Genomic DNA, 17,499 nt, shown 5'->3' with positions numbered 1-17,499 from the left:
CTTATTATTAAGAATGGTCGAAAGTCATACTAACTCAGAGGGTGCTGCTGCAATAATTATGGTTTTTTCTTATTTTGATAATTTTAGATTATGTTTGATAAAAAGGATTCGAGATGCTCTGAAATTATCATCGACAACCAGTCTGCATAGCTAACGACATGTAACTTTATGATAAGTAATGACTAGTTTTATTATTCCATTTTTATGGAAATATTTTGTTGATCTTTTGTTTTGCGATTCTATAATTCCGGAAATGTCGAAATAAAGGCTTATCTATCAGGTAAGCTTGTTAGAGAAAAATGACGAGGAGAGTAAATGTGAATACAGAAATTATAACTATGGCTAAAGAAGCGCTGGATATGTTTGCGTTTCTAGCAACTGAACTTATCATCTTATTTCTGGCAATTAGCTACATTGTCGGTGTGTTGCAAGATTTTCTAACGCCAGAAAAAATTCAATCTATTCTCAGCTCGAAAAAGGGTAAAGGTTACTTCATTGCTGCGTTGCTAGGCTCGATTACGCCTTTCTGTTCGTGTTCGACCATTCCTTTCTTAAAAGGCTTGTTGCGTGCAAGAGCAGGTTTTGGACCTATGATGGTGTTCCTATTTGCAAGCCCGTTGCTTAACCCAGTGATTATTGGCTTGTTTGTGGTGACTTTTGGTTGGAAAGTTGCGGTATTTTACTTTGCTATTGCGATGTCAGTATCAGTGGTAGCAGGCTATGTACTTGAAAAACTAGGGTTTGAACGTTACGTCAAACCAGAAGCATATCAAGCGGTAGGTTCTTCTTCGTGCGGTACTTCTTGTGGCGATTCAAGCAAGAAAAAAGAAGAAGCGAGACCAGCATCAATCTGTGATACCAGCGCCTGCAATGAACCTACGCCAGTTGCGGCGAAAACATCTTGTTGTGGTGATGCACCAAAACCTGAACCTAAAGTGGAAGTGTCCTGCTGTTCATCAGACGGTAGTGCAACAGCGACAGTCGTGGAAGAGAAAGAGCCTAGCCGCTGGGTACGTATTTGGCAATCAACTTGGAAAGACTTTAAGCAAGTGTTCCCTTATCTCATGATGGGCATTGCGATTGGTTCATTTATCTATGGCTTCATCCCGACGGAGTTCATTGCGGAGTTCGCAGGTGAAGCGAAGTGGTACGCGATTCCGGTCGCAGCAATCATTGGTATTCCATTGTACATCCGTGCAGAGGCGGTCATTCCACTTAGCGCGGCACTAGTACAAAAAGGTATGGCTCTTGGATCTGTTATGGCGCTTATTATTGGTAGTGCTGGCGCAAGTCTTACAGAAGTGATTTTGTTGAAATCAATTTTTAAGAACCAGATGATTGCTGCCTTCCTAATCGTTATCTTAACGATGGCCATGGGAGCGGGTTACTTATATACGTGGGCTTTTTTATAAAAATAACCCTCGGGCGATTGCTCGAGGGCTCTGTTTTTGTCGCCATATAGGGAAAGGGAAGTTTCCTATACCGCGCAGACTGTAAAAAAATAACGGGGTTACTCGTAAATACTATAGGAGAAATACTTGCTGGCGATGGTTTTATGCTTACCGCTCTGGATCAATTTTTGTATTCCGCTATCGAGTAATGCTTTTAATTCTTTGTCTTGTTTTCTCACTGCTACGCCAATGCCACGGCCGAACCACTTTTCCTCTGTAAACGCTGGTCCAGTAAAGTGATAGCCTTCACCTTGTGCAGTTTCAAGAAAACCAGCACTTAAACCGATTGAGCCGCCAAATACAGCATCTAACCGTCCATTGAGTAGATCGGTAAATGCCTCATCGAACGTACCATAACGACGAATATCAATATCTGGATACAAGGCAGAAAGGTACTTATCACCAATTGTGGCTCTTTGAACTCCAATAGATAAACGATTTAGGCTGCCGTCATCCATGTTGATTTCTCTATCATTTTTCATTACAAAACGAGTCGGTACTTTTGCATAAGGGACGGTGAAATCGACTTTCTTTTCTCGTTCTTCTGTGATTGTCATTGCAGCAATAATCGCATCGTTCTTGCGACTAAGGAGAGAAGGGATGATGCCATCCCAATCCATTTTTGAGATAACGCACTTTACTTCTAACTCTTTGCATAACGCGTTAGCGAGGTCGACTTCAAACCCTTCTAGCTTTCCCTCTTTTGTCGTCCAGCTAAATGGGGGGTAAGCCCCTTCAACAGTGAAGCGAATTTGTTTCCACTCTTTCGCATGGCTGAAAACTGAAAATAAGCTAATAAACAATACGACTATCCATTTCATAAACGTTTCCTTGTAACTATTTGGAAACCAATGTTTAACACAAAGTAAGCAAATATCAATGAAAGTGCATATATGTGTGACCTTTCGCCCGCATTGTGTGAGCGAAAGGTTTTGCGTGTATTACAGCTTATCTTCAATAGTTACGAGGGGAACTCTCGTTGAGACAGCGTGAAGTGCAATGTTGTGAATCATTTCATCGACCGTGGTACAGCTATCGATTAAGATCGAAACATCATACTTGTCCGCAGATTTTGAGATAGCTGTATGTGTCACGCAGTTTTGTGTCATCATTCCGCATACAAGTAACTCCGTTACATTTTTGCTTGCCAATACTTCTTCTAAACGTGTTCCTTCAAAGCTATCTGCGAAGTGCTTTACCACGATTTCGGAATTCGGTGCTAAAGCAAGAACTTCTGGGTGAATATTGGCACCGTCGTTGCCTTCATTGAAGAATGGGGCAATGCCCATGTCAGGATCGGCAATATGCTGAATATGAATCACAGGAATGTTTTGCCCATTGGCTTTAGTTATTGCTCTCTTAACATTGTCTAAAGTCGATTCTGTATTCCATAAAGGAAACTTTCCGTCTGGGAAATAGTCGTTTTGCAAATCAATTACAAGTAGGGCTTTTTGAGTCATTTTCTTTTCCTTTATTGAGGATCATTGCGATAAGAATAATATAAAGACTTTTAGCCACCTCCTTTAGAGTCTAAAATGACACAAAAGAGTCAAAAAGCGACACTTGAAGATAAATGAAAATAGCACTCGTTAATTACCCAGATAGCTCGCAAGCCTCCGTATATGGTTTAAGCGAACTCTTCGAGATGGCAAACCGTGCGGCGGCTAAATTGGGCGTTGATGTGCACTTTGAAGTAGAGATATTGGATCACTGGCCAAACACGCACTTCGATGTGAAAACAGCGGTAATGATTCCGCCTAGCGGTACTGGTCAATATTACTTAGAACCAGAGCCAGAGCTACTCGACTGGTTAAATGTCCAATATAGTAAAGGTGCGATTTTAGCCTCCGCCTGCGCTGGTACTTTTATTCTTGCTCAAACCCAGTTGTTGACCAATAAGTCTTGCACAACACACTGGGGCTTGGCTCTTTCATTAGCGAGTCAGTTTCCCGATATCCACGTAAGACAAGAAGCCATCCTTATTAACGAAGGAACGATCATTACGGCTGGGGGTATGATGTCATGGGTGGATTTAGGCTTGGAATTGGTTTCCTTATTTGCGTCACCGGCAGTAATGCGCCTGTTAGGAAAAATGTTGGTTATTGATACTGGTCCGAGAGAGCAACGCTTTTATCAACAGTTTACCCCAAACTTCCAACATGGTGATGAGGTAATTGTTCAACTACAGCACTATATAAACGATCATTATCAAGGAAAACTGAGCAATAAAGAGCTTGCAGAGTTGAGTTGTTTAACAGAAAGGACATTGCAGCGACGCTTTAAAAAGGCGACAGGTTTCAATGTTAACCAATACATACAAAGCTTAAGAGTCCAAAAAGCTTGTGATTTACTTGAGTCGACAACCCTAACATTTGACGCAATATCATTTAGAGTGGGTTACCAAGATGTGAGCGCGTTCAGGAAAATATTTAATAGGATCGTAGGTTTAACACCAAAGTCGTTCAGATCTCGGTTCTGTTCATAAACGCCAGAAGTAAGATAATGTTGGTATTAAACATTTATAACTCAGAAACAAACACGTATTTTTACAAGCTGGCTTAGCGTGATGAAAAGGGATAACAAGCTAAGCCAACCGTAGCGATCTTCTAAGTATTGAGAACTTTTTAGGATGCTTAAAGTGTTCTCAAATTACAACGACTTGTATAGGCCGCTGTTAATCGAAAAGCTATGTGATTTCCAAAACCAGTTTCCCAGTATGTTGCTTGCGTGAAAATACTTCTTGCGCTTGACCTATCTGGTTTAAGGGAAATGACTCCGCGACTAAGGGGCGAATTGCGTTCTGTTCGATATAGCGAACCAAGTTACCGAATACTTCTGGTGCCAAAACGGTACAACCAAATAACGCTAGGTCTTTAAGGTAAAGAGTTCTTACATCCAGCTCGACAATTGGACCGCCTATGGCGCCGGAAACAGCGTATCTTGATCCTGGTTTTAGTACCTGAAGAAATTGTGGCCACTGCTCTCCTGCGACCAGATCAATCACTACGTCAACGCTGTTTTCTCCGAGAGTCGCCGGCAAATTTGCATCGCGAGGGATAACTTGGTTTGCTCCTAATGCCGTGATCTGTTCTTTCTTTTCTGGGCTGGCGATAGCAATGACGTATGCTCCACGCGCCTTCGCCAGTTGGATTGCGGCAGAGCCAACACCACCGGATGCCCCTGAAATCAGTACGGTATCGCTCGCTGTGACATTAGAGCGGACAAGCATGTTCTCGGCAGTTGAATAAGAACAAGGGAAGGAGGCCAAGTCGATATCCGATAAACTACTATTCACTGCATATGCATGTTCACTGTCAACAACAGTGAACTGAGCAAAGCCACCATCACACTCTGAACCGAAGTACCAAGGCGAGCTAAGTGCTTGACTGTTGAAGCGCGTAATACATGGTTCGATAAGCACACGCTGACCGATTCGTGATGGGCAGATATTCTCACCAACAGCGACGATGGTACCGCATACATCGGCACCTTGGATTCGAGGGAGAGATAGCGCGTCTCCTGACCAGCTTGCATCCATGCTATTGGCGTCGTTTTTAGAATACCATGCTGTTCGGGTATTGATGTCGGTGTTATTGACTCCGGCGGCGGCAACTTGGATCAATACATCATCAGGCGAGGGGACTGGTACAGGTAGATCATCGCGGTAACGAAGCATATCTGGCCCACCATGACCGATAAGTTGGACGCCTTTCATGACTTTCGGGATTGTGGTCATTGATTGTTCTCCTTCATTAGTTCTAGCAGAGTGTGTTCAGCGGATGCAAAGGCAGCGTGACCGAGAACCGGCCATGCGTTGGATAGACCTTCATGTAACAAGAAGAGTGTGGTTGCGAGGTCTTCTCGCTGACTTAGTTGGACCATAAGCTGACGAACCGCCAATTTGTGTTGTTTTACTGCTTGATTAATTGATAGATTTTCTGGATAGGCTGCTAATGCATTGATGGACATGCAGCCATTCGGTGCAAACTCCTTCATCCAATCCTCGAGGCGAGTGAATAGGTGTAATACAGCCGGTGTTCCATTGGCAGGGGCGTCTTCGAGCAAAAAACTCAAATACCTTTGATGGCGATGCTCGAGAGCTGCAACAATCATCGCTTCCTTGGAGGGGTAGTATTTGTACAGGGTTCTCAGGCTGACTTCGCAGGCGTTTTTGAGTTGGGGTACGCTAGGCTCGGCGAAGCCATACTGACTGAATGCTTTTTCTAGGCTTGCTGCGATTTTTTCTTTCACTATTTGATACACCAGGTAGAACGTTTGTTTTACCTAAGGGTAGAATAAACTTTCTACCTCAGTCAATGGTGTATTTGAACTCTGTATTGAAAGCCCGACGTAATGCCGGGCTAATTTAAGTGATTTTTATCGATTTGGAACGTGAATCAGTGTGCCGTTGCGTGCTGCTCTCCACGCTTGTCTAGCATTCCGCTGAAACGGGTTAGTAGTAGAGCACCTAATACTACGATCGCGCCAATCCAAGGTGTGTGCATCAGCCCAGCATTGGCCACGATAAGGCCACCGCCCCAAGAACCCAGTGCAATACCTACGTTAAATGCAGCAATGTTGAGACCAGAAGCGACGTCGACTGCATCAGGTGAATATTTCTCTGCTAGTTTGACAACATAAACTTGAAGTCCTGGAACGTTACCAAAGGCAAAGGCACCCCAGACAAGAATGGTCACTACTGCAGAAATTGGATTAAATGCTGTGACACTAAACACGAGCAATACCACAATTAGGCCCGAGAAAATCGCTGTCAGAGCTTTGATTGGCCCCATAGAGTCGGCCATCTTTCCGCCCCAGATGTTGCCGAATGCGACTGATACACCATAAACCAACATAATTAGGCTGATAGCGCTAGAGCCAAACCCCGAAACTTCTTCCAAAATAGGAGCCAAGTAAGTGAAGGCTGTGAACGTACCACCGTAACCGAGCGCGGTGATTGCGTACACCAAAAGTAGACGAGGCTGAGTCAAGACTTTTACTTGCGATGACAGCTTGGTTGCTGGTGGTTGTTTCAGATTACTCGGCACTAGTAGAGCGCTTCCTATCAGTGCGATGATTCCAAGGATCGCGACGATTAGGAAGGTTGCCTGCCAACCAAATGTCTGGCCAATCCAGGTTCCAAGTGGCACGCCCGTCACTAGAGCTACGGTCAGACCGGTAAACATAATAGCAATTGCGCTAGCGGCTTTTTCTTTTGACACTAGGCCAGTGGCGATAGTCGAGCCGATCGAAAAGAACACACCGTGTGCAAGCCCGGTCAGTATCCTTGCTGTAACTAGTGTGTTGTATCCAGGTGCTTGCCAGGCTAACAGATTGCCAAGAACAAACAGTGCCATAACAGAAAGCAGAACGTACTTTCTTTTCCAGTTACCAGTCAGCGCTGTTAAAACGGGAGCACCAACCGCAACACCAAGTGCGTACAGGCTAACTAAAAGACCCGCTGAAGGTAATGATACGTTGAGGTCGGAGGCCATAGTCGGTATCAGACCGACAATTACAAACTCCGTGGTTCCAATAGCAAAGGCGCTAAGCGTCAATGCAAGTAAAGCTAAAGGCATAACAACTCTCTCTTATAATCATTGAATATGAATGGATAAACGAATAGCCCGTTTCCATGTCGTGTATTATTAAAGAGTTATTCGTTGCGAAAAATGGTGTTTATTACAAAATACTTTTGTTATAAGTGAAGGAAATGCGCAGTTAGGAAAGGGGATGAAATGTTAACCCGATCAGATGAATTAGAGATTCTTATGGCAGTTGTGGATAGTGGTGGATTTTCTTCCGCTGCTGATGCACTAGGTATTCAAGTCGCTAGGGTATCTCGTGCGGTTAGTAAAGTTGAATCACAGCTGGGGGTAACCTTGCTGAATCGCACGACGCGCAGAGTGGAAGTTACTGAGGAAGGGCATCAGTTTGTTGAAGCGGTTCGCTTAGGTTTACTACAAATACAGCAAGCTGAAGAAGAGATCATCACACGAGGTGAATTACCCAAGGGGCGCTTAAGAGTTGATGCCGCTAGCCCATTTGTTTTACATCAACTCGTGCCGTTAATTCAGCCATTTAAAGAGGCTTATCCTGATATTCAACTCGATCTTACCTCTAATGAGGGTTTTGTGGATCTATTGGAAAAAAGAACCGATGTGGCGATACGTATTGGACGATTATCGGATTCAACACTGCATGCTAAACCTTTAGGAACAAGCCCACTATTTATCGTTGCCACGCCTGGTTATTTATCTAAACGAGGTTTCCCTGAAGCGGTGAGCGATTTGCGCAGTCATAACTTGATCGGTTTTTCTGGCGCTAAAGTGTTAAATCAGTGGCCATTACGAGGGTTTGAGATGATAGAGCCTGATATCCTATCCAGCAGTGGTGAAACGGTTAGACAGTTAGTGTTGGCAGGGAACGGCATTGCATGTTTATCTGGCTTTATGGTGAAAGGTGATCTTGATTCTGGACGGTTAGTGGCATTGTTTGAATCGGAAAAAATCACAAATACTGGACGAGAACAGGTCAATGCTGTGTTCTACAAATCTTCTTCAGTCTCTAAACGTATTTCCGCGTTCATCGACTTTATTCAACCAAGACTTACTTTAAAATAACACTATTATTGTTGTTTTAACAAAAGAGTTTTGCCGTTATTGCGGCTTTTGTTTTTCCAACTGCCAAGCCTAGCGTGCCACCCCTTAGTAAGGTGGCACATATTTTTATTTGATCTTAGTTAAAGCGTGGCAACACGTACTGAGCGATCTGTTCCATTGATTTATCAATTGGTTGGCTATTACGACGGAAATGCAACCCGATGTGATTGACTCCTGCTTCTTGCATTTTTTCTAGCTCATCGCTCAAGCCATTGACTCCGGCCTGGATACCAAAATGATGCCGAACGACTGGTGCATTTGGGTTATCGACTAAATCAAGATGAATAAAGCTGGCGTAGGGTTTGTTTCCCGCTACGGAGCGCCAAAGTGCAACGCGGTGTTCATGATCATCAGGTGTGCCTGGGTAGGCGAGCCAGCCGTCTAGGTTTTCTCCTATCCATTGTGGACTTTGCTGCGCTAACCCTGCGACATAGATAGGAATATCAGCAAACTCGGGTAATAACTGTAGATCGTTACCCAGCTTATCATTTTGCGTATCTTTCAAAATCTCTACACTTTCTCGAAAAGCTGAGCCACGGCTGTCAAAGTTGGCATTAAAAACGGGATATTCACTAGGGCGGTCTCCACTAGCCACACCGAGTATCAGGCGGTCACCACTTAACTCGTTGATGGTCGCAGCGGCTTTTTTCACTAGCCAAGGTTGTCTTAACGGTAATACTATCGCTGCTGTCCCTAGTAGAATGTTGTCGGTGCACGCAGAGAGATAGCCAAGATAACTGAACGGTTCATAAATTTGTGCCGCGTCTCCAAAGTTAGGGTCGTACAACGGGACATCTCTCACCCACGCTACGTTAAAGCCTAACTTATCGGCTAACATAATACGCTGTTTATGTGCACTCATGTCTGGTACGCCGAACGGTTCTCGTTGGAGCAGGCGTTTTTTCTGGCCTTCTTGGGTCCAGTCATTATCTAGGGGGAGCTCAACCCCGATGGTGAATCTGTTACTTAAATCTTTATGCATTATGAAGCCTGACTATTACTTTGAGTACTAGGAGGCAAGGTGCCTCCCTGATATTCAGGACACTATGAGATTTTTGTTGTGAGAAAAAGCGGCAAAAAGACAAAAGTGTTTTGCCACAAACAGCGGTGGTCTTTAAAGGAACTGCTGGTTCTCTACCTTGATTTCTTGCTTGATGAAGTCAATAAAAGAGCTGATCCGGCGTGAGGTACTGGCATTTTTGTAATACACCGCATGAACGGGCTGTTCGACATTATGCGTGTGTTCACTAAGCACGCCCACTAAGCGACCAGCTTGTCGGTCAGAGTAGGTCATAAAGTCAGACAGGCAAGCTATCCCCGCACCATGTAAGGCTAAACATCTTAGCGTCTCGCCATTATCAGATCTTAGGCTACTCATAATACGCAGAAGTTTGTTCTTATCATCCATGATCGGCCATTCCTTAAGATACTCCGGCTTGTTGAATCCAAGTAGCTTGTGATTGAGTAACTGATCTATTGAGGTTGGAGTACCATGTTGTCTTAAATACTCTGGACTCGCGACGATTCGAATCCGACTTTTACCAAGAAATATCGCGCGCATGGTTGAGTTTTGTAGCTCACCGATACGAAAAGCAATATCGGTTTTTGTTCCCAAAAGGCTAATATTTTCCTCATTGGAATTGAGATCGATTTCGACTTCTGGATACAAGCTCTGATATTTAGCAATGTGCGGCGTTAGTACGTGCAGTAAGAAGGGGGTAGCTGCGTTTATTCGTAGGAGGCCAGAAGGCTTATATTTCTGGCTTTTCAGTTGTGCTTCGGCATTCTCTACTGCTTCTACAATATGTCTGACTTTATCGAGGTATATCGTTCCTTCATTAGTAACATCTAACTTACGGGTTGTGCGATTTAACAAGGTCGTTTCGAGTTTGGCTTCTAGCCGAGATACCGATCGACTCACCGCAGAGACGGTCATCGATAACAGTTCAGCCGCAGAGCTGATTGAACCCGTATCGACCACGGCCATAAAGGTGCGCATTTCATCTAGAGTAGCTTTCATTGTTGAATATATTTCAAATTAGATTTGAGTATTGTTAACTTTACGGAAAGTTTCTTGCGGGGTAAAGTTTTGCTTCGAATCAACTATAAAATCGATAAGTCAGGAGATTTAGATGAAAGTACCATCATTTGGCGTCGGCACGTTTCGTTTAGAGGGTGAAGTAGTTAAGGATTCAGTCCGTAATGCGTTAGAAGTGGGTTACCGCGTAATTGATACTGCACAGATTTACGGTAATGAGGCAGAAATCGGTGAAGTATTGACACAGTCCGGTATTGCACGTGATGAGCTATTCATTACGACCAAGATCTGGGTTGATAACATGAACACGGAACAACTCATTCCAAGTCTAAAAGAGAGCTTAGAAAAGCTAAATACAGATTATGTGGATTTGACCTTGATCCACTGGCCTGGCAATAACAATAACTTGAACGAATACATGGCTTCATTACTTGAAGCTAAATCGCAAGGGTTAACCCGTAATATTGGCGTATCCAACTTTAATATTGACTTGTTGCAACAAGCGATAGAAGTGGTCGGTAAAGAGAATATTGTTACTAACCAAATCGAGCTTAGCCCTTATTTGCAAAATCGTAAGTTGGTCAGCTTCATGCAGGAAAACGATATTCAGGTAACGTCTTACATGACCTTGGCATATGGGAAAGTACTTGGGGACCCAACTATTGCAGGTATTGCTGAGGACTATCAGGCCACGCCCGCTCAAGTCGCGCTTGCTTGGGCTTTGTCAAAAGGTTACGCGGTGATCCCGTCTTCAACTAAACGAGAGAATTTGGCAAGTAACCTGAAAGCACTTGAACTTAATCTGAGTGAAGAGACGATTGCAAAGATAGATGCGTTGGAAAGAAATGGCCGCGAAGTAAACCCTGAAGGGCTAGCGCCTGAGTGGGATGATTGAGTGAGTTTCACGGGAAATCATTGTCTAAATGACACCTCTGCAATCGCTGACTTCCTCAGCGTTTGACGGTAGTACAACACCATAGACGATAACGGCTCGCTTGTCTGACGATAGTGCGAGCTTTTATCTTTTTGGCCTATTAGTTTACTGTATTCTCCCGGCCTTCAATTTGGCCGGGAGACGTCATTTAGAGAACAGTTACCATTCGATTGTAGAGCCATCAAATACGCGGAAGCTTCCGGATAGCTTAAGTGTTAGCTGTTCTGCGACCGAAACAATGCCTGCAACACTTTCCTCGGCAGAAAAGGTTGCGTCCTCACCGCCCATATCGGTTTTTACCCAGCCGGGATGAACTGCGACGGTTTTTACTCCTCGCGATTCGAGATTGCGTGCTGCTGATACTAGAACCTGATTAAGCGCTGCTTTAGATGCTCGATAACTGTACATGTTACCTGAACTGTTATCGCTTAAACTCGCAACTCGGGTTGAGATTCCCACGATGGTTTTGTGCTGACTTTTCGCAACGTTGTCTTGTAGGGCTTGAATTAGCAGGGCAGGTGCGACGGTATTTATGTTTAGTACTTCTAGCCATTTTTTCTGGGTCATTTCGCCAAGCTTTGCACACTCTTCGCCTAATACACCTGCATTAAGAACTAAATGATCGAGCGGACGATCCGCTAATTGAGTGGCTAACTGATCGATATCTTGTTGGTTAGTGACGTCTAGAGCCATCAGTTGAAGTTGATTGGATTGGGTTACTAGTTCATTGAGCTGCTTAGCATTTTCTGGTGAACGACAAGTTGCGATAACTTGCCAACCTTTTCCAAGGTAGTGGCGGACAAATTGCAAGCCTAAGCCACGGTTAGCGCCGGTGATTAATACAGTAGACATCGCTTCTCCTACGTTGTTGAGTTGAACAACGACCATATTAGAGGCGACGTATAAGCATGTAATCAAAACAGTATAAAAATGGCCTAGGATTCGACATTGTCAAATCTTAAAATTTGAGAAAGATGCTGGCAAAGTGTTTTAGCCTAGTGACCGTCAGTTCGGAGGCAGCACCGCTAACACCTGCAACAGCAACGACTTTACCATCCAAATAAAGGGGGATCGCTAAGCAATTGAGGTTTGGCTCTGCCTCTTCTAAATCGAGTGCGTAACCTGATAATACAACCTGATTAAGTTCAGTTTCTAACGTGGGGGATATTTGGCTTTCAAGGCGCAATGTTCGGCGAAGCTCATCATCAAAACTAAGAAAAACCTTGCCGATCGCAGATGTTGTGAGTCCTTCTCGTTTCCCTCTCGGGCTACGGATAGTAAGAGGGTTATCCTGCTCTATAGCATCGATATACAAGTACTCTTTAGCGCCACTTTGTACAGCGAGGTAAGCAGTGTTGTTAGTCATTTGGGCCATTTTTTTCAGCAATGGAACAAAATGCTGTCGGATAGCTTCGTTTTTTTGTTCAATCGGCTTAGACAGTTCATAGCATCTAAACCCTAGGCTGTAGCTATGGTTGTGTTTGGATACATATCCAAGAGAGTGTAGAGTCGCAAGTAACCCGTGAACAGTCGTCTTATTTAACTGGATCGCATTACTGATCGTCTGTAATGATAGGGGAGACTCACTCATCGAGAGCAACTCGAGGATTAGAAAACCTCGCTCTAGAGACTGAATGTTTTTTCTTGCCTTGGGCACAAAGACTCCTTGATGATGGTGTTGCATCTGAATGGCTTACTGATGCTTCCACCTATAACAAACCACTACGCTGGTGGTTTGGTTTTATTAGAGAATATACTCAGCACTTAAACTGATCGGCTCGTTGTATGCATCCACAAGGGAGTTTTTTCCTTGCTTCTTAGCATTGTATAACGCTTGGTCTAATATCGAATAGAGCTCATCAAAGTTGGTGAGTGGCATTGAGGTTGATAGATAGGCCAGACTCGCAGATATATTCAATTGATGGTTATTAAGCGAATGTACACTCTTTTCTGAAATTGTTTTATGCAGACTTTGTATTCTAAAGGGAACGTCAATCTCATCGACGTTTTTCAATAGCAAGATAAACTCTTCTCCACCTAAACGACCCAAGTACTCTCCCTTATTAAGTTTAGCTTTAAGCGCTTTGCATACCTGTTGTAGTACTAAGTCGCCAGTCGGATGACCATACTGATCATTAATCGCCTTAAAGTCATCTAGATCGATTAATGCTAGAACGTAGCGGAAGTCTCCTTCCGCTTTGGAGGTGTGGCTTTTAATCGTCTCTATAATTGCCGCTCTGTTTAATGCACACGTTAAGCTGTCTATTTTGGCTTTTAAGCGTGTTTGTCGCTGAACCATCAATGCCAGAGCGAGGAGAACCAATAAACAGAAAACAACAAAATTATAAGTGCGTTGTTGGTCTGTGAGTTTTTCAAACTGGTACTGACTTTGAAGAGTTTCGTTGTTCAACTGCGCGACTTGTAGATCATATTCATACTCTTTTTTAGTGAGATCTAGTGCCTCTAACGCCTTGATATTACTCGCGTCTCGGTTCGTTAGTTCAATCGTCGAGTAGGCCTTGTGATGCTCCAGCGCCTTTTTGTAATCATTTTGAGCTTGGTATGCTTTTGAGAGGAGTAATTGGGCTTGCGCTTGCAATAAGGGCCTAGCGTTTTTTACCGCTAATCTTAACGCAATTGTACCGTGTTCAATCGATTTTTCGGGTGTATGGTTCTTTAAATATGCCAATCCAGCAGCCAAATGACCCTCTGTTTCAAGGTGCGTATTCTCATAAGTTTGGGCAATGTTTAATGCTCTTCCAATGTAATCTACCGCGGTATCCAATTGCCCAGAATCGGCCAAAGCAGCAGATAACCCTAAATAGGTCAACCCTTGCCCGTATGGATAATGAAGTTGTTCGAGAATCGTTAATGCATTTTTGTAGTGGCTGATGGACTTATCGAGTTCTTTGGATTTTCTGTACATCGCTCCTAGACTATGTTCGACTTGCGCAACTTCAAGAGGTGTCCCTTCATCTTGGCGAACCAGTAAGGCTTGAATGAGATATTGCTCTGATTGTTCAAATTGCCCCAGCTCTGCAAGTAAATTGCCGACGTCATTGTAAATCCCTGAAGGATCGCTTTGCGTCGACATGTTGGCCATCAACTGTCGATACAAACTTAAGGCTTTTTCATAGTCACCACGGTAATTGTAGTTATTTGCTACCACGCGCAAAGCAAGATCAACAGGGAAGTTTTCTTGATGCTTATGATTTAAGTGGCTCTCTATGGATGAGCAATAAAAGTTTGCTTTGTGATAACGACCTTGTTGATTCAGCGTATAACAAAGTTGATAGTTCATCAGAGCCTTGCCTTCGGAATCGGATATTTTCTTCATTGTCTGTCGCAAAGAAGAAAAGCTATCTACTGAGGCCTCGTAACTACCATGCTTACGTTCATTTAAGGCAAGAATATATTCTGATTCTAATTGAGAAAAAGGGTTGTCTAAGACTTGACTGCTGCCGTAGTAAGGCTGATTTATGTTTGACATATATTCATAAATCAATCCACTTACGTAGAGCTTTTCGCTGTCCGATTTCGCTGTATGGTAGCGATCTTGAAGCATGCTCAATGCCGACTCAGGGTTGCTTCGTAGTGTGGTTTGGTAGACAGAGTGCCACTGTGTGATATTTTGGTTTGGTTCAATATCTTGAGTGTCGCTTGCATATACTGGAGTGAGCAAAAGTGACGCAAGCAAGGGATAGAGCACGCGCATGTTTAAACGAGCCTTTAATTTAAGGTGCCTTTAAAGTTGAGTTATCATAGCGCTTTTAACGCATCAGCGTTGTGATTAAGTTGGGTGTACTAAGAAAAAGAGTAGTGAAACTATGCACTTGGTCGAGATATTGAAAGAAGAGGCATAAAAAGAAAGACCTCAACATAAAGTTGAGGTCAGAAATCTTTAATCAATGTAAAGCTTTGCTAGATCTTGAGGCTCCATTTCTTTGCCTTCTAACTGATCGTTCCAGTTAGTTCCAACAAGAACACCATCTTCAGCAAGAGTCAAAAGCCAATCTTCAACAAAGATATCTAATGGGATTTCTAGTACAGTAAAATCTGCCCATTCTTCAACATTATGTGCTTCTGCATCTTCTTTAGAAGACCAGAAAGGCATGACTTCGCTGTTTTCGAATTCAGTTGAATCGCAAGATAGCCAACCTTCTTCATTGCGTAAACCCCAAACCAATTGGTTTTCTTTCGTTTCTGCAACAAAAAGGTCAAGGTTCGCTTGGATATCTGATGTAAGTTTGCTCATTTCAAAACTCTCGTTGTTATGACGTGGCTAGAGTAACACTAAAGTGCCGATTCCTAAAGCATAATACGGTTGTCGAAATGAGTAAAAATAAAGGAGCCGAAGCTCCTTTTCTGAGGTTAAGTATTCACTCGTTTTTGTTTGCTTTGTGCTTGCAGAGCAAACAAAAACAGGTACTTTACCTTTCTGGAAGAGTTGTGAATATTGTCCACTCTCTTTTTATCTCGCCTTTGTAACCAACGACTGATGCGGTTACTCGACGATTTAAAGCATGGCTGACTTCATCGGTCCCTTGCTGTGCTAAGTGAGTGTCACCAAAACCAACAATGCGGACTCTACTCGGTTCGATGTCGTAGCTTAGTAGGGCTTCACGTACATTGCGTGCTCGTCTTTCAGAAAGATCTTGGTTATGCTTTGAACCACCAACTTTACTAGCATAGCCGTGCAGCTCTATCGAAGTAGTAGGGTACTCTTTTAAAAAGTCGGAAAGCTCTCGGACTTGTCTTCTGAAGACTGGATTGATCTCATCAGAGTCGTTAGCAAAAAGTATCCGCACTTGCATGTTATCTGATGCTTTAATGTATTCTCCACAACCGTCGTTGTCGACCTCTGAGCCTTCAGGTGTACCTGGGCACATATCTCGAGCATTGATGACACCATCGTTATCGTCATCTTGCAAATCTGCTATTTGTTCTGCATTTGGTACAGGACGATACTCATATTCGTCTTCAGCAACAACGTGTTGAGTGATGGCGAGCATACCCAATGCAAATAGAATCTTCACTGGTTTCATGATCAGTACTCCACCTTTTCATTCCATTCTGTAGGTACATCGACACGCAAGGCATTTAACAATTGGCCAGTCGCGTTCATAACGCGGTACTTGGCGTACTGCTCTGAGTATCGAGCATCCAAGTAGTTCTTTCTCGCTTCGAAAAGTTCGTTTTCAGTATTTAACAAGTCCAGCAGAGTGCGTTTTCCAATGCGATACTGCTTTTCGTAGGCGATGACAGTTTCAGAGGCCGAATCTACGTGATCCGCTAGGAACTCTTTTTGTTGAAGTGTTAAATCTAACGCACTCCAAGATAGACGAAGACCTTCTTCGACTTGGCGGTATGCACGTTCTCTTAAGTCTTTTGCTTTATTTAGTTGGTAGGCAAAACTTTCAGCGTTGGCTACGTCACTACCACCGTTAAAGAGGTTGTAACGCATGCGCAACATCGCTGTTGTCTCTTCGCTGCTTCCTTCAATACCGCTTGCATCATCACGCCATGTTTGAGCCGCTTCTACCGATATCGTTGGGTAGTAAGCTCCCTTAGATTGCTTGTATTGGAACTTTGCAGAGTCCACATCAGCTACCGAGATTTTGATTACTGGGTGTGACTCGAATGCCAAGTCAATCGCTTCATCGATGGTGTAGGGAATAAAGTTTTGGTCCGCTCTTGGGAAAATCAATCCTTGTGGTGACTGTCCGACAAGGCGTGTAAAGGTGGTGTGGCTGTCATATAAGTTGTTCTGAGCTGCCACCAAGTTACCGTGAGCCTTTGCTAAACGAGCCTCTACCTGGGTTAGGTCTGCTGTAGAACCGATACCTGAGTTAACTCGCTTTTTAATGTCTTCATAGATCTTCTTATGCACTTTCAAGTTATTCTCGGAAAGTGTAAGAATTTCATAAGCTTTTACTGAGTCTAAATAAACTTTCGCGACCTCTAGAGCGGTGTCTTGGGCATCAGCTAGAAGTTGATAACGGACCGATTCAGCATCAGCTGCTGTTCGATCCATATCATTAAGTGTCGCTGAGCCATCCCATATTAGCTGGGTTAGTGTCACGGTGGCTTCTTTTCTTGTCAGGTCGGTTGAATCTCGCCCTGACTCTGCGGGTTTGATTCCTTCGTAACCGATACCGGCATCTAAGTCTACGGATGGGAGGTAAGCACCACCAGATGCTTCATTCACATACTGCTTGCTAACGAATTCATTGAACGCACTTTTGATGTCAGGATTGGTTTTTAATGTGTTTTCAACCGCTTGCTCTAGCGTTTGCCCAAACGCATGACTAGCGGTGAACATACCAATACAAAAGGCGTTGGCACGAGTCCACTTCACTGTGATTCTCCTAGATAATGGTAAAAATTCTCGAGGTGATAGGGCTTATAAGTGGA

At 43.6% G+C, this 17,499-nt stretch carries 17 protein-coding genes; 4 read left to right on the top strand and 13 right to left on the bottom strand.

Annotated elements, in window-relative coordinates; genetic code table 11:
* Positions 1-338: 338 nt before the first annotated feature.
* On the top strand, positions 339-1,412 hold the full coding sequence (locus N646_RS03295; protein WP_017821676.1) for a permease: 1,074 nt from the start codon (positions 339-341) through the stop codon (positions 1,410-1,412).
* Positions 1,413-1,510: 98 nt separating this feature from the next.
* Here N646_RS03295 and N646_RS03290 read toward each other — a convergent pair whose 3' ends face one another.
* Positions 1,511-2,272 (bottom strand): transporter substrate-binding domain-containing protein, encoded by a 762-nt coding sequence (locus N646_RS03290; protein WP_005388903.1) that lies wholly within the window; start codon positions 2,270-2,272, stop codon positions 1,511-1,513.
* 120 nt (positions 2,273-2,392) lie between these two features.
* Complete coding sequence (locus tag N646_RS03285; RefSeq protein WP_017821675.1) at positions 2,393-2,911, bottom strand: cysteine hydrolase family protein; 519 nt, start codon at positions 2,909-2,911, stop codon at positions 2,393-2,395.
* Positions 2,912-3,024: 113 nt separating this feature from the next.
* On the opposite strand from N646_RS03285, the gene N646_RS03280 reads away from it, so the two are divergent.
* Positions 3,025-3,936 carry a GlxA family transcriptional regulator gene (locus N646_RS03280; RefSeq protein WP_017821674.1) on the top strand — a complete coding sequence of 304 codons (912 nt, stop codon included), beginning with the start codon at positions 3,025-3,027 and terminating at the stop codon, positions 3,934-3,936.
* 201 nt (positions 3,937-4,137) lie between these two features.
* On the opposite strand, the gene N646_RS03275 is transcribed toward N646_RS03280, so the two are convergent.
* From N646_RS03275 to N646_RS03265, 3 genes are all read right to left on the bottom strand, one after another.
* Positions 4,138-5,187 carry an alcohol dehydrogenase family protein gene (locus N646_RS03275; RefSeq protein ID WP_017821673.1) on the bottom strand — a complete coding sequence of 350 codons (1,050 nt, stop codon included), beginning with the start codon at positions 5,185-5,187 and terminating at the stop codon, positions 4,138-4,140.
* The gene (locus N646_RS03270) at positions 5,184-5,705 is read right to left on the bottom strand and encodes a TetR/AcrR family transcriptional regulator (protein WP_031777252.1); all 522 of its coding nucleotides are present in this window, start codon (positions 5,703-5,705) and stop codon (positions 5,184-5,186) included. Before N646_RS03270 ends, N646_RS03275 begins: the two co-directional genes overlap by 4 nt.
* A 143-nt stretch (positions 5,706-5,848) precedes the next feature.
* Positions 5,849-7,030, bottom strand: coding sequence for an MFS transporter (locus tag N646_RS03265; RefSeq protein WP_017635963.1), 1,182 nt, complete (start codon positions 7,028-7,030; stop codon positions 5,849-5,851).
* Between the two features lie 159 nt (positions 7,031-7,189).
* On the opposite strand from N646_RS03265, the gene N646_RS03260 reads away from it, so the two are divergent.
* Positions 7,190-8,074 carry a LysR family transcriptional regulator gene (locus N646_RS03260; RefSeq protein WP_017821671.1) on the top strand — a complete coding sequence of 295 codons (885 nt, stop codon included), beginning with the start codon at positions 7,190-7,192 and terminating at the stop codon, positions 8,072-8,074.
* Positions 8,075-8,189: 115 nt separating this feature from the next.
* Here the strand turns inward: N646_RS03260 and N646_RS03255 are convergent, their stop codons facing one another.
* On the bottom strand, positions 8,190-9,095 hold the full coding sequence (locus N646_RS03255) for a TIGR03571 family LLM class oxidoreductase (RefSeq protein ID WP_017821670.1): 906 nt from the start codon (positions 9,093-9,095) through the stop codon (positions 8,190-8,192).
* A gap of 132 nt (positions 9,096-9,227) precedes the next feature.
* Complete coding sequence (locus N646_RS03250) at positions 9,228-10,133, bottom strand: LysR family transcriptional regulator (protein WP_017821669.1); 906 nt, start codon at positions 10,131-10,133, stop codon at positions 9,228-9,230.
* 112 nt (positions 10,134-10,245) lie between these two features.
* Between N646_RS03250 and dkgB the strand changes: the two genes are divergently transcribed.
* A complete protein-coding gene (dkgB, locus tag N646_RS03245; protein ID WP_017821668.1) occupies positions 10,246-11,046 on the top strand; it encodes a 2,5-didehydrogluconate reductase DkgB in 801 nt (266 codons plus the stop codon).
* A gap of 198 nt (positions 11,047-11,244) precedes the next feature.
* Here the strand turns inward: dkgB and N646_RS03240 are convergent, their stop codons facing one another.
* The 6 genes from N646_RS03240 to N646_RS03215 form a co-directional block, all read right to left on the bottom strand.
* Positions 11,245-11,937, bottom strand: a complete 693-nt coding sequence (locus N646_RS03240) for an SDR family oxidoreductase (RefSeq protein ID WP_017821667.1) — start codon at positions 11,935-11,937, stop codon at positions 11,245-11,247.
* A 106-nt stretch (positions 11,938-12,043) separates the two neighbouring features.
* The gene (locus tag N646_RS03235) at positions 12,044-12,742 is read right to left on the bottom strand and encodes an IclR family transcriptional regulator (protein ID WP_017821666.1); all 699 of its coding nucleotides are present in this window, start codon (positions 12,740-12,742) and stop codon (positions 12,044-12,046) included.
* An 87-nt stretch (positions 12,743-12,829) separates the two neighbouring features.
* Positions 12,830-14,800, bottom strand: coding sequence for a tetratricopeptide repeat-containing diguanylate cyclase (locus N646_RS03230; protein WP_021033902.1), 1,971 nt, complete (start codon positions 14,798-14,800; stop codon positions 12,830-12,832).
* Between the two features lie 186 nt (positions 14,801-14,986).
* On the bottom strand, positions 14,987-15,340 hold the full coding sequence (locus N646_RS03225; protein ID WP_005377352.1) for a DUF2750 domain-containing protein: 354 nt from the start codon (positions 15,338-15,340) through the stop codon (positions 14,987-14,989).
* 175 nt (positions 15,341-15,515) lie between these two features.
* Positions 15,516-16,130, bottom strand: a complete 615-nt coding sequence (locus N646_RS03220) for an OmpA family protein (protein ID WP_005377354.1) — start codon at positions 16,128-16,130, stop codon at positions 15,516-15,518.
* 2 nt (positions 16,131-16,132) lie between these two features.
* The gene (locus tag N646_RS03215; protein ID WP_017821962.1) at positions 16,133-17,443 is read right to left on the bottom strand and encodes a TolC family outer membrane protein; all 1,311 of its coding nucleotides are present in this window, start codon (positions 17,441-17,443) and stop codon (positions 16,133-16,135) included.
* Positions 17,444-17,499: the final 56 nt, after the last annotated feature.

The sequence above is a fragment of the Vibrio alginolyticus NBRC 15630 = ATCC 17749 genome, from assembly GCF_000354175.2.
Classification (GTDB): Bacteria; Pseudomonadota; Gammaproteobacteria; order Enterobacterales; family Vibrionaceae; genus Vibrio; species Vibrio alginolyticus.
This window is presented reverse-complemented; position numbering and strand designations above follow the sequence as displayed.

Bases quoted from the DNA above. Each gene is read 5' to 3' on its own strand.
- N646_RS03285 (WP_017821675.1), bottom strand. From the start codon at position 2,911: ATGACTCAAAAAGCCCTACTTGTAATTGATTTGCAAAACGACTATTTC.
- N646_RS03250 (WP_017821669.1), bottom strand. From the start codon at position 10,133: ATGAAAGCTACTCTAGATGAAATGCGCACCTTTATGGCCGTGGTCGAT.
- N646_RS03290 (WP_005388903.1), bottom strand. From the start codon at position 2,272: ATGAAATGGATAGTCGTATTGTTTATTAGCTTATTTTCAGTTTTCAGC.
- N646_RS03295 (WP_017821676.1), top strand. From the start codon at position 339: ATGGCTAAAGAAGCGCTGGATATGTTTGCGTTTCTAGCAACTGAACTT.
- N646_RS03230 (WP_021033902.1), bottom strand. From the start codon at position 14,800: ATGCGCGTGCTCTATCCCTTGCTTGCGTCACTTTTGCTCACTCCAGTA.
- N646_RS03265 (WP_017635963.1), bottom strand. From the start codon at position 7,030: ATGCCTTTAGCTTTACTTGCATTGACGCTTAGCGCCTTTGCTATTGGA.
- N646_RS03260 (WP_017821671.1), top strand. From the start codon at position 7,190: ATGTTAACCCGATCAGATGAATTAGAGATTCTTATGGCAGTTGTGGAT.
- N646_RS03240 (WP_017821667.1), bottom strand. From the start codon at position 11,937: ATGTCTACTGTATTAATCACCGGCGCTAACCGTGGCTTAGGCTTGCAA.
- N646_RS03275 (WP_017821673.1), bottom strand. From the start codon at position 5,187: ATGACCACAATCCCGAAAGTCATGAAAGGCGTCCAACTTATCGGTCAT.
- N646_RS03220 (WP_005377354.1), bottom strand. From the start codon at position 16,130: ATGAAACCAGTGAAGATTCTATTTGCATTGGGTATGCTCGCCATCACT.
- N646_RS03280 (WP_017821674.1), top strand. From the start codon at position 3,025: ATGAAAATAGCACTCGTTAATTACCCAGATAGCTCGCAAGCCTCCGTA.
- N646_RS03225 (WP_005377352.1), bottom strand. From the start codon at position 15,340: ATGAGCAAACTTACATCAGATATCCAAGCGAACCTTGACCTTTTTGTT.
- N646_RS03255 (WP_017821670.1), bottom strand. From the start codon at position 9,095: ATGCATAAAGATTTAAGTAACAGATTCACCATCGGGGTTGAGCTCCCC.
- dkgB (WP_017821668.1), top strand. From the start codon at position 10,246: ATGAAAGTACCATCATTTGGCGTCGGCACGTTTCGTTTAGAGGGTGAA.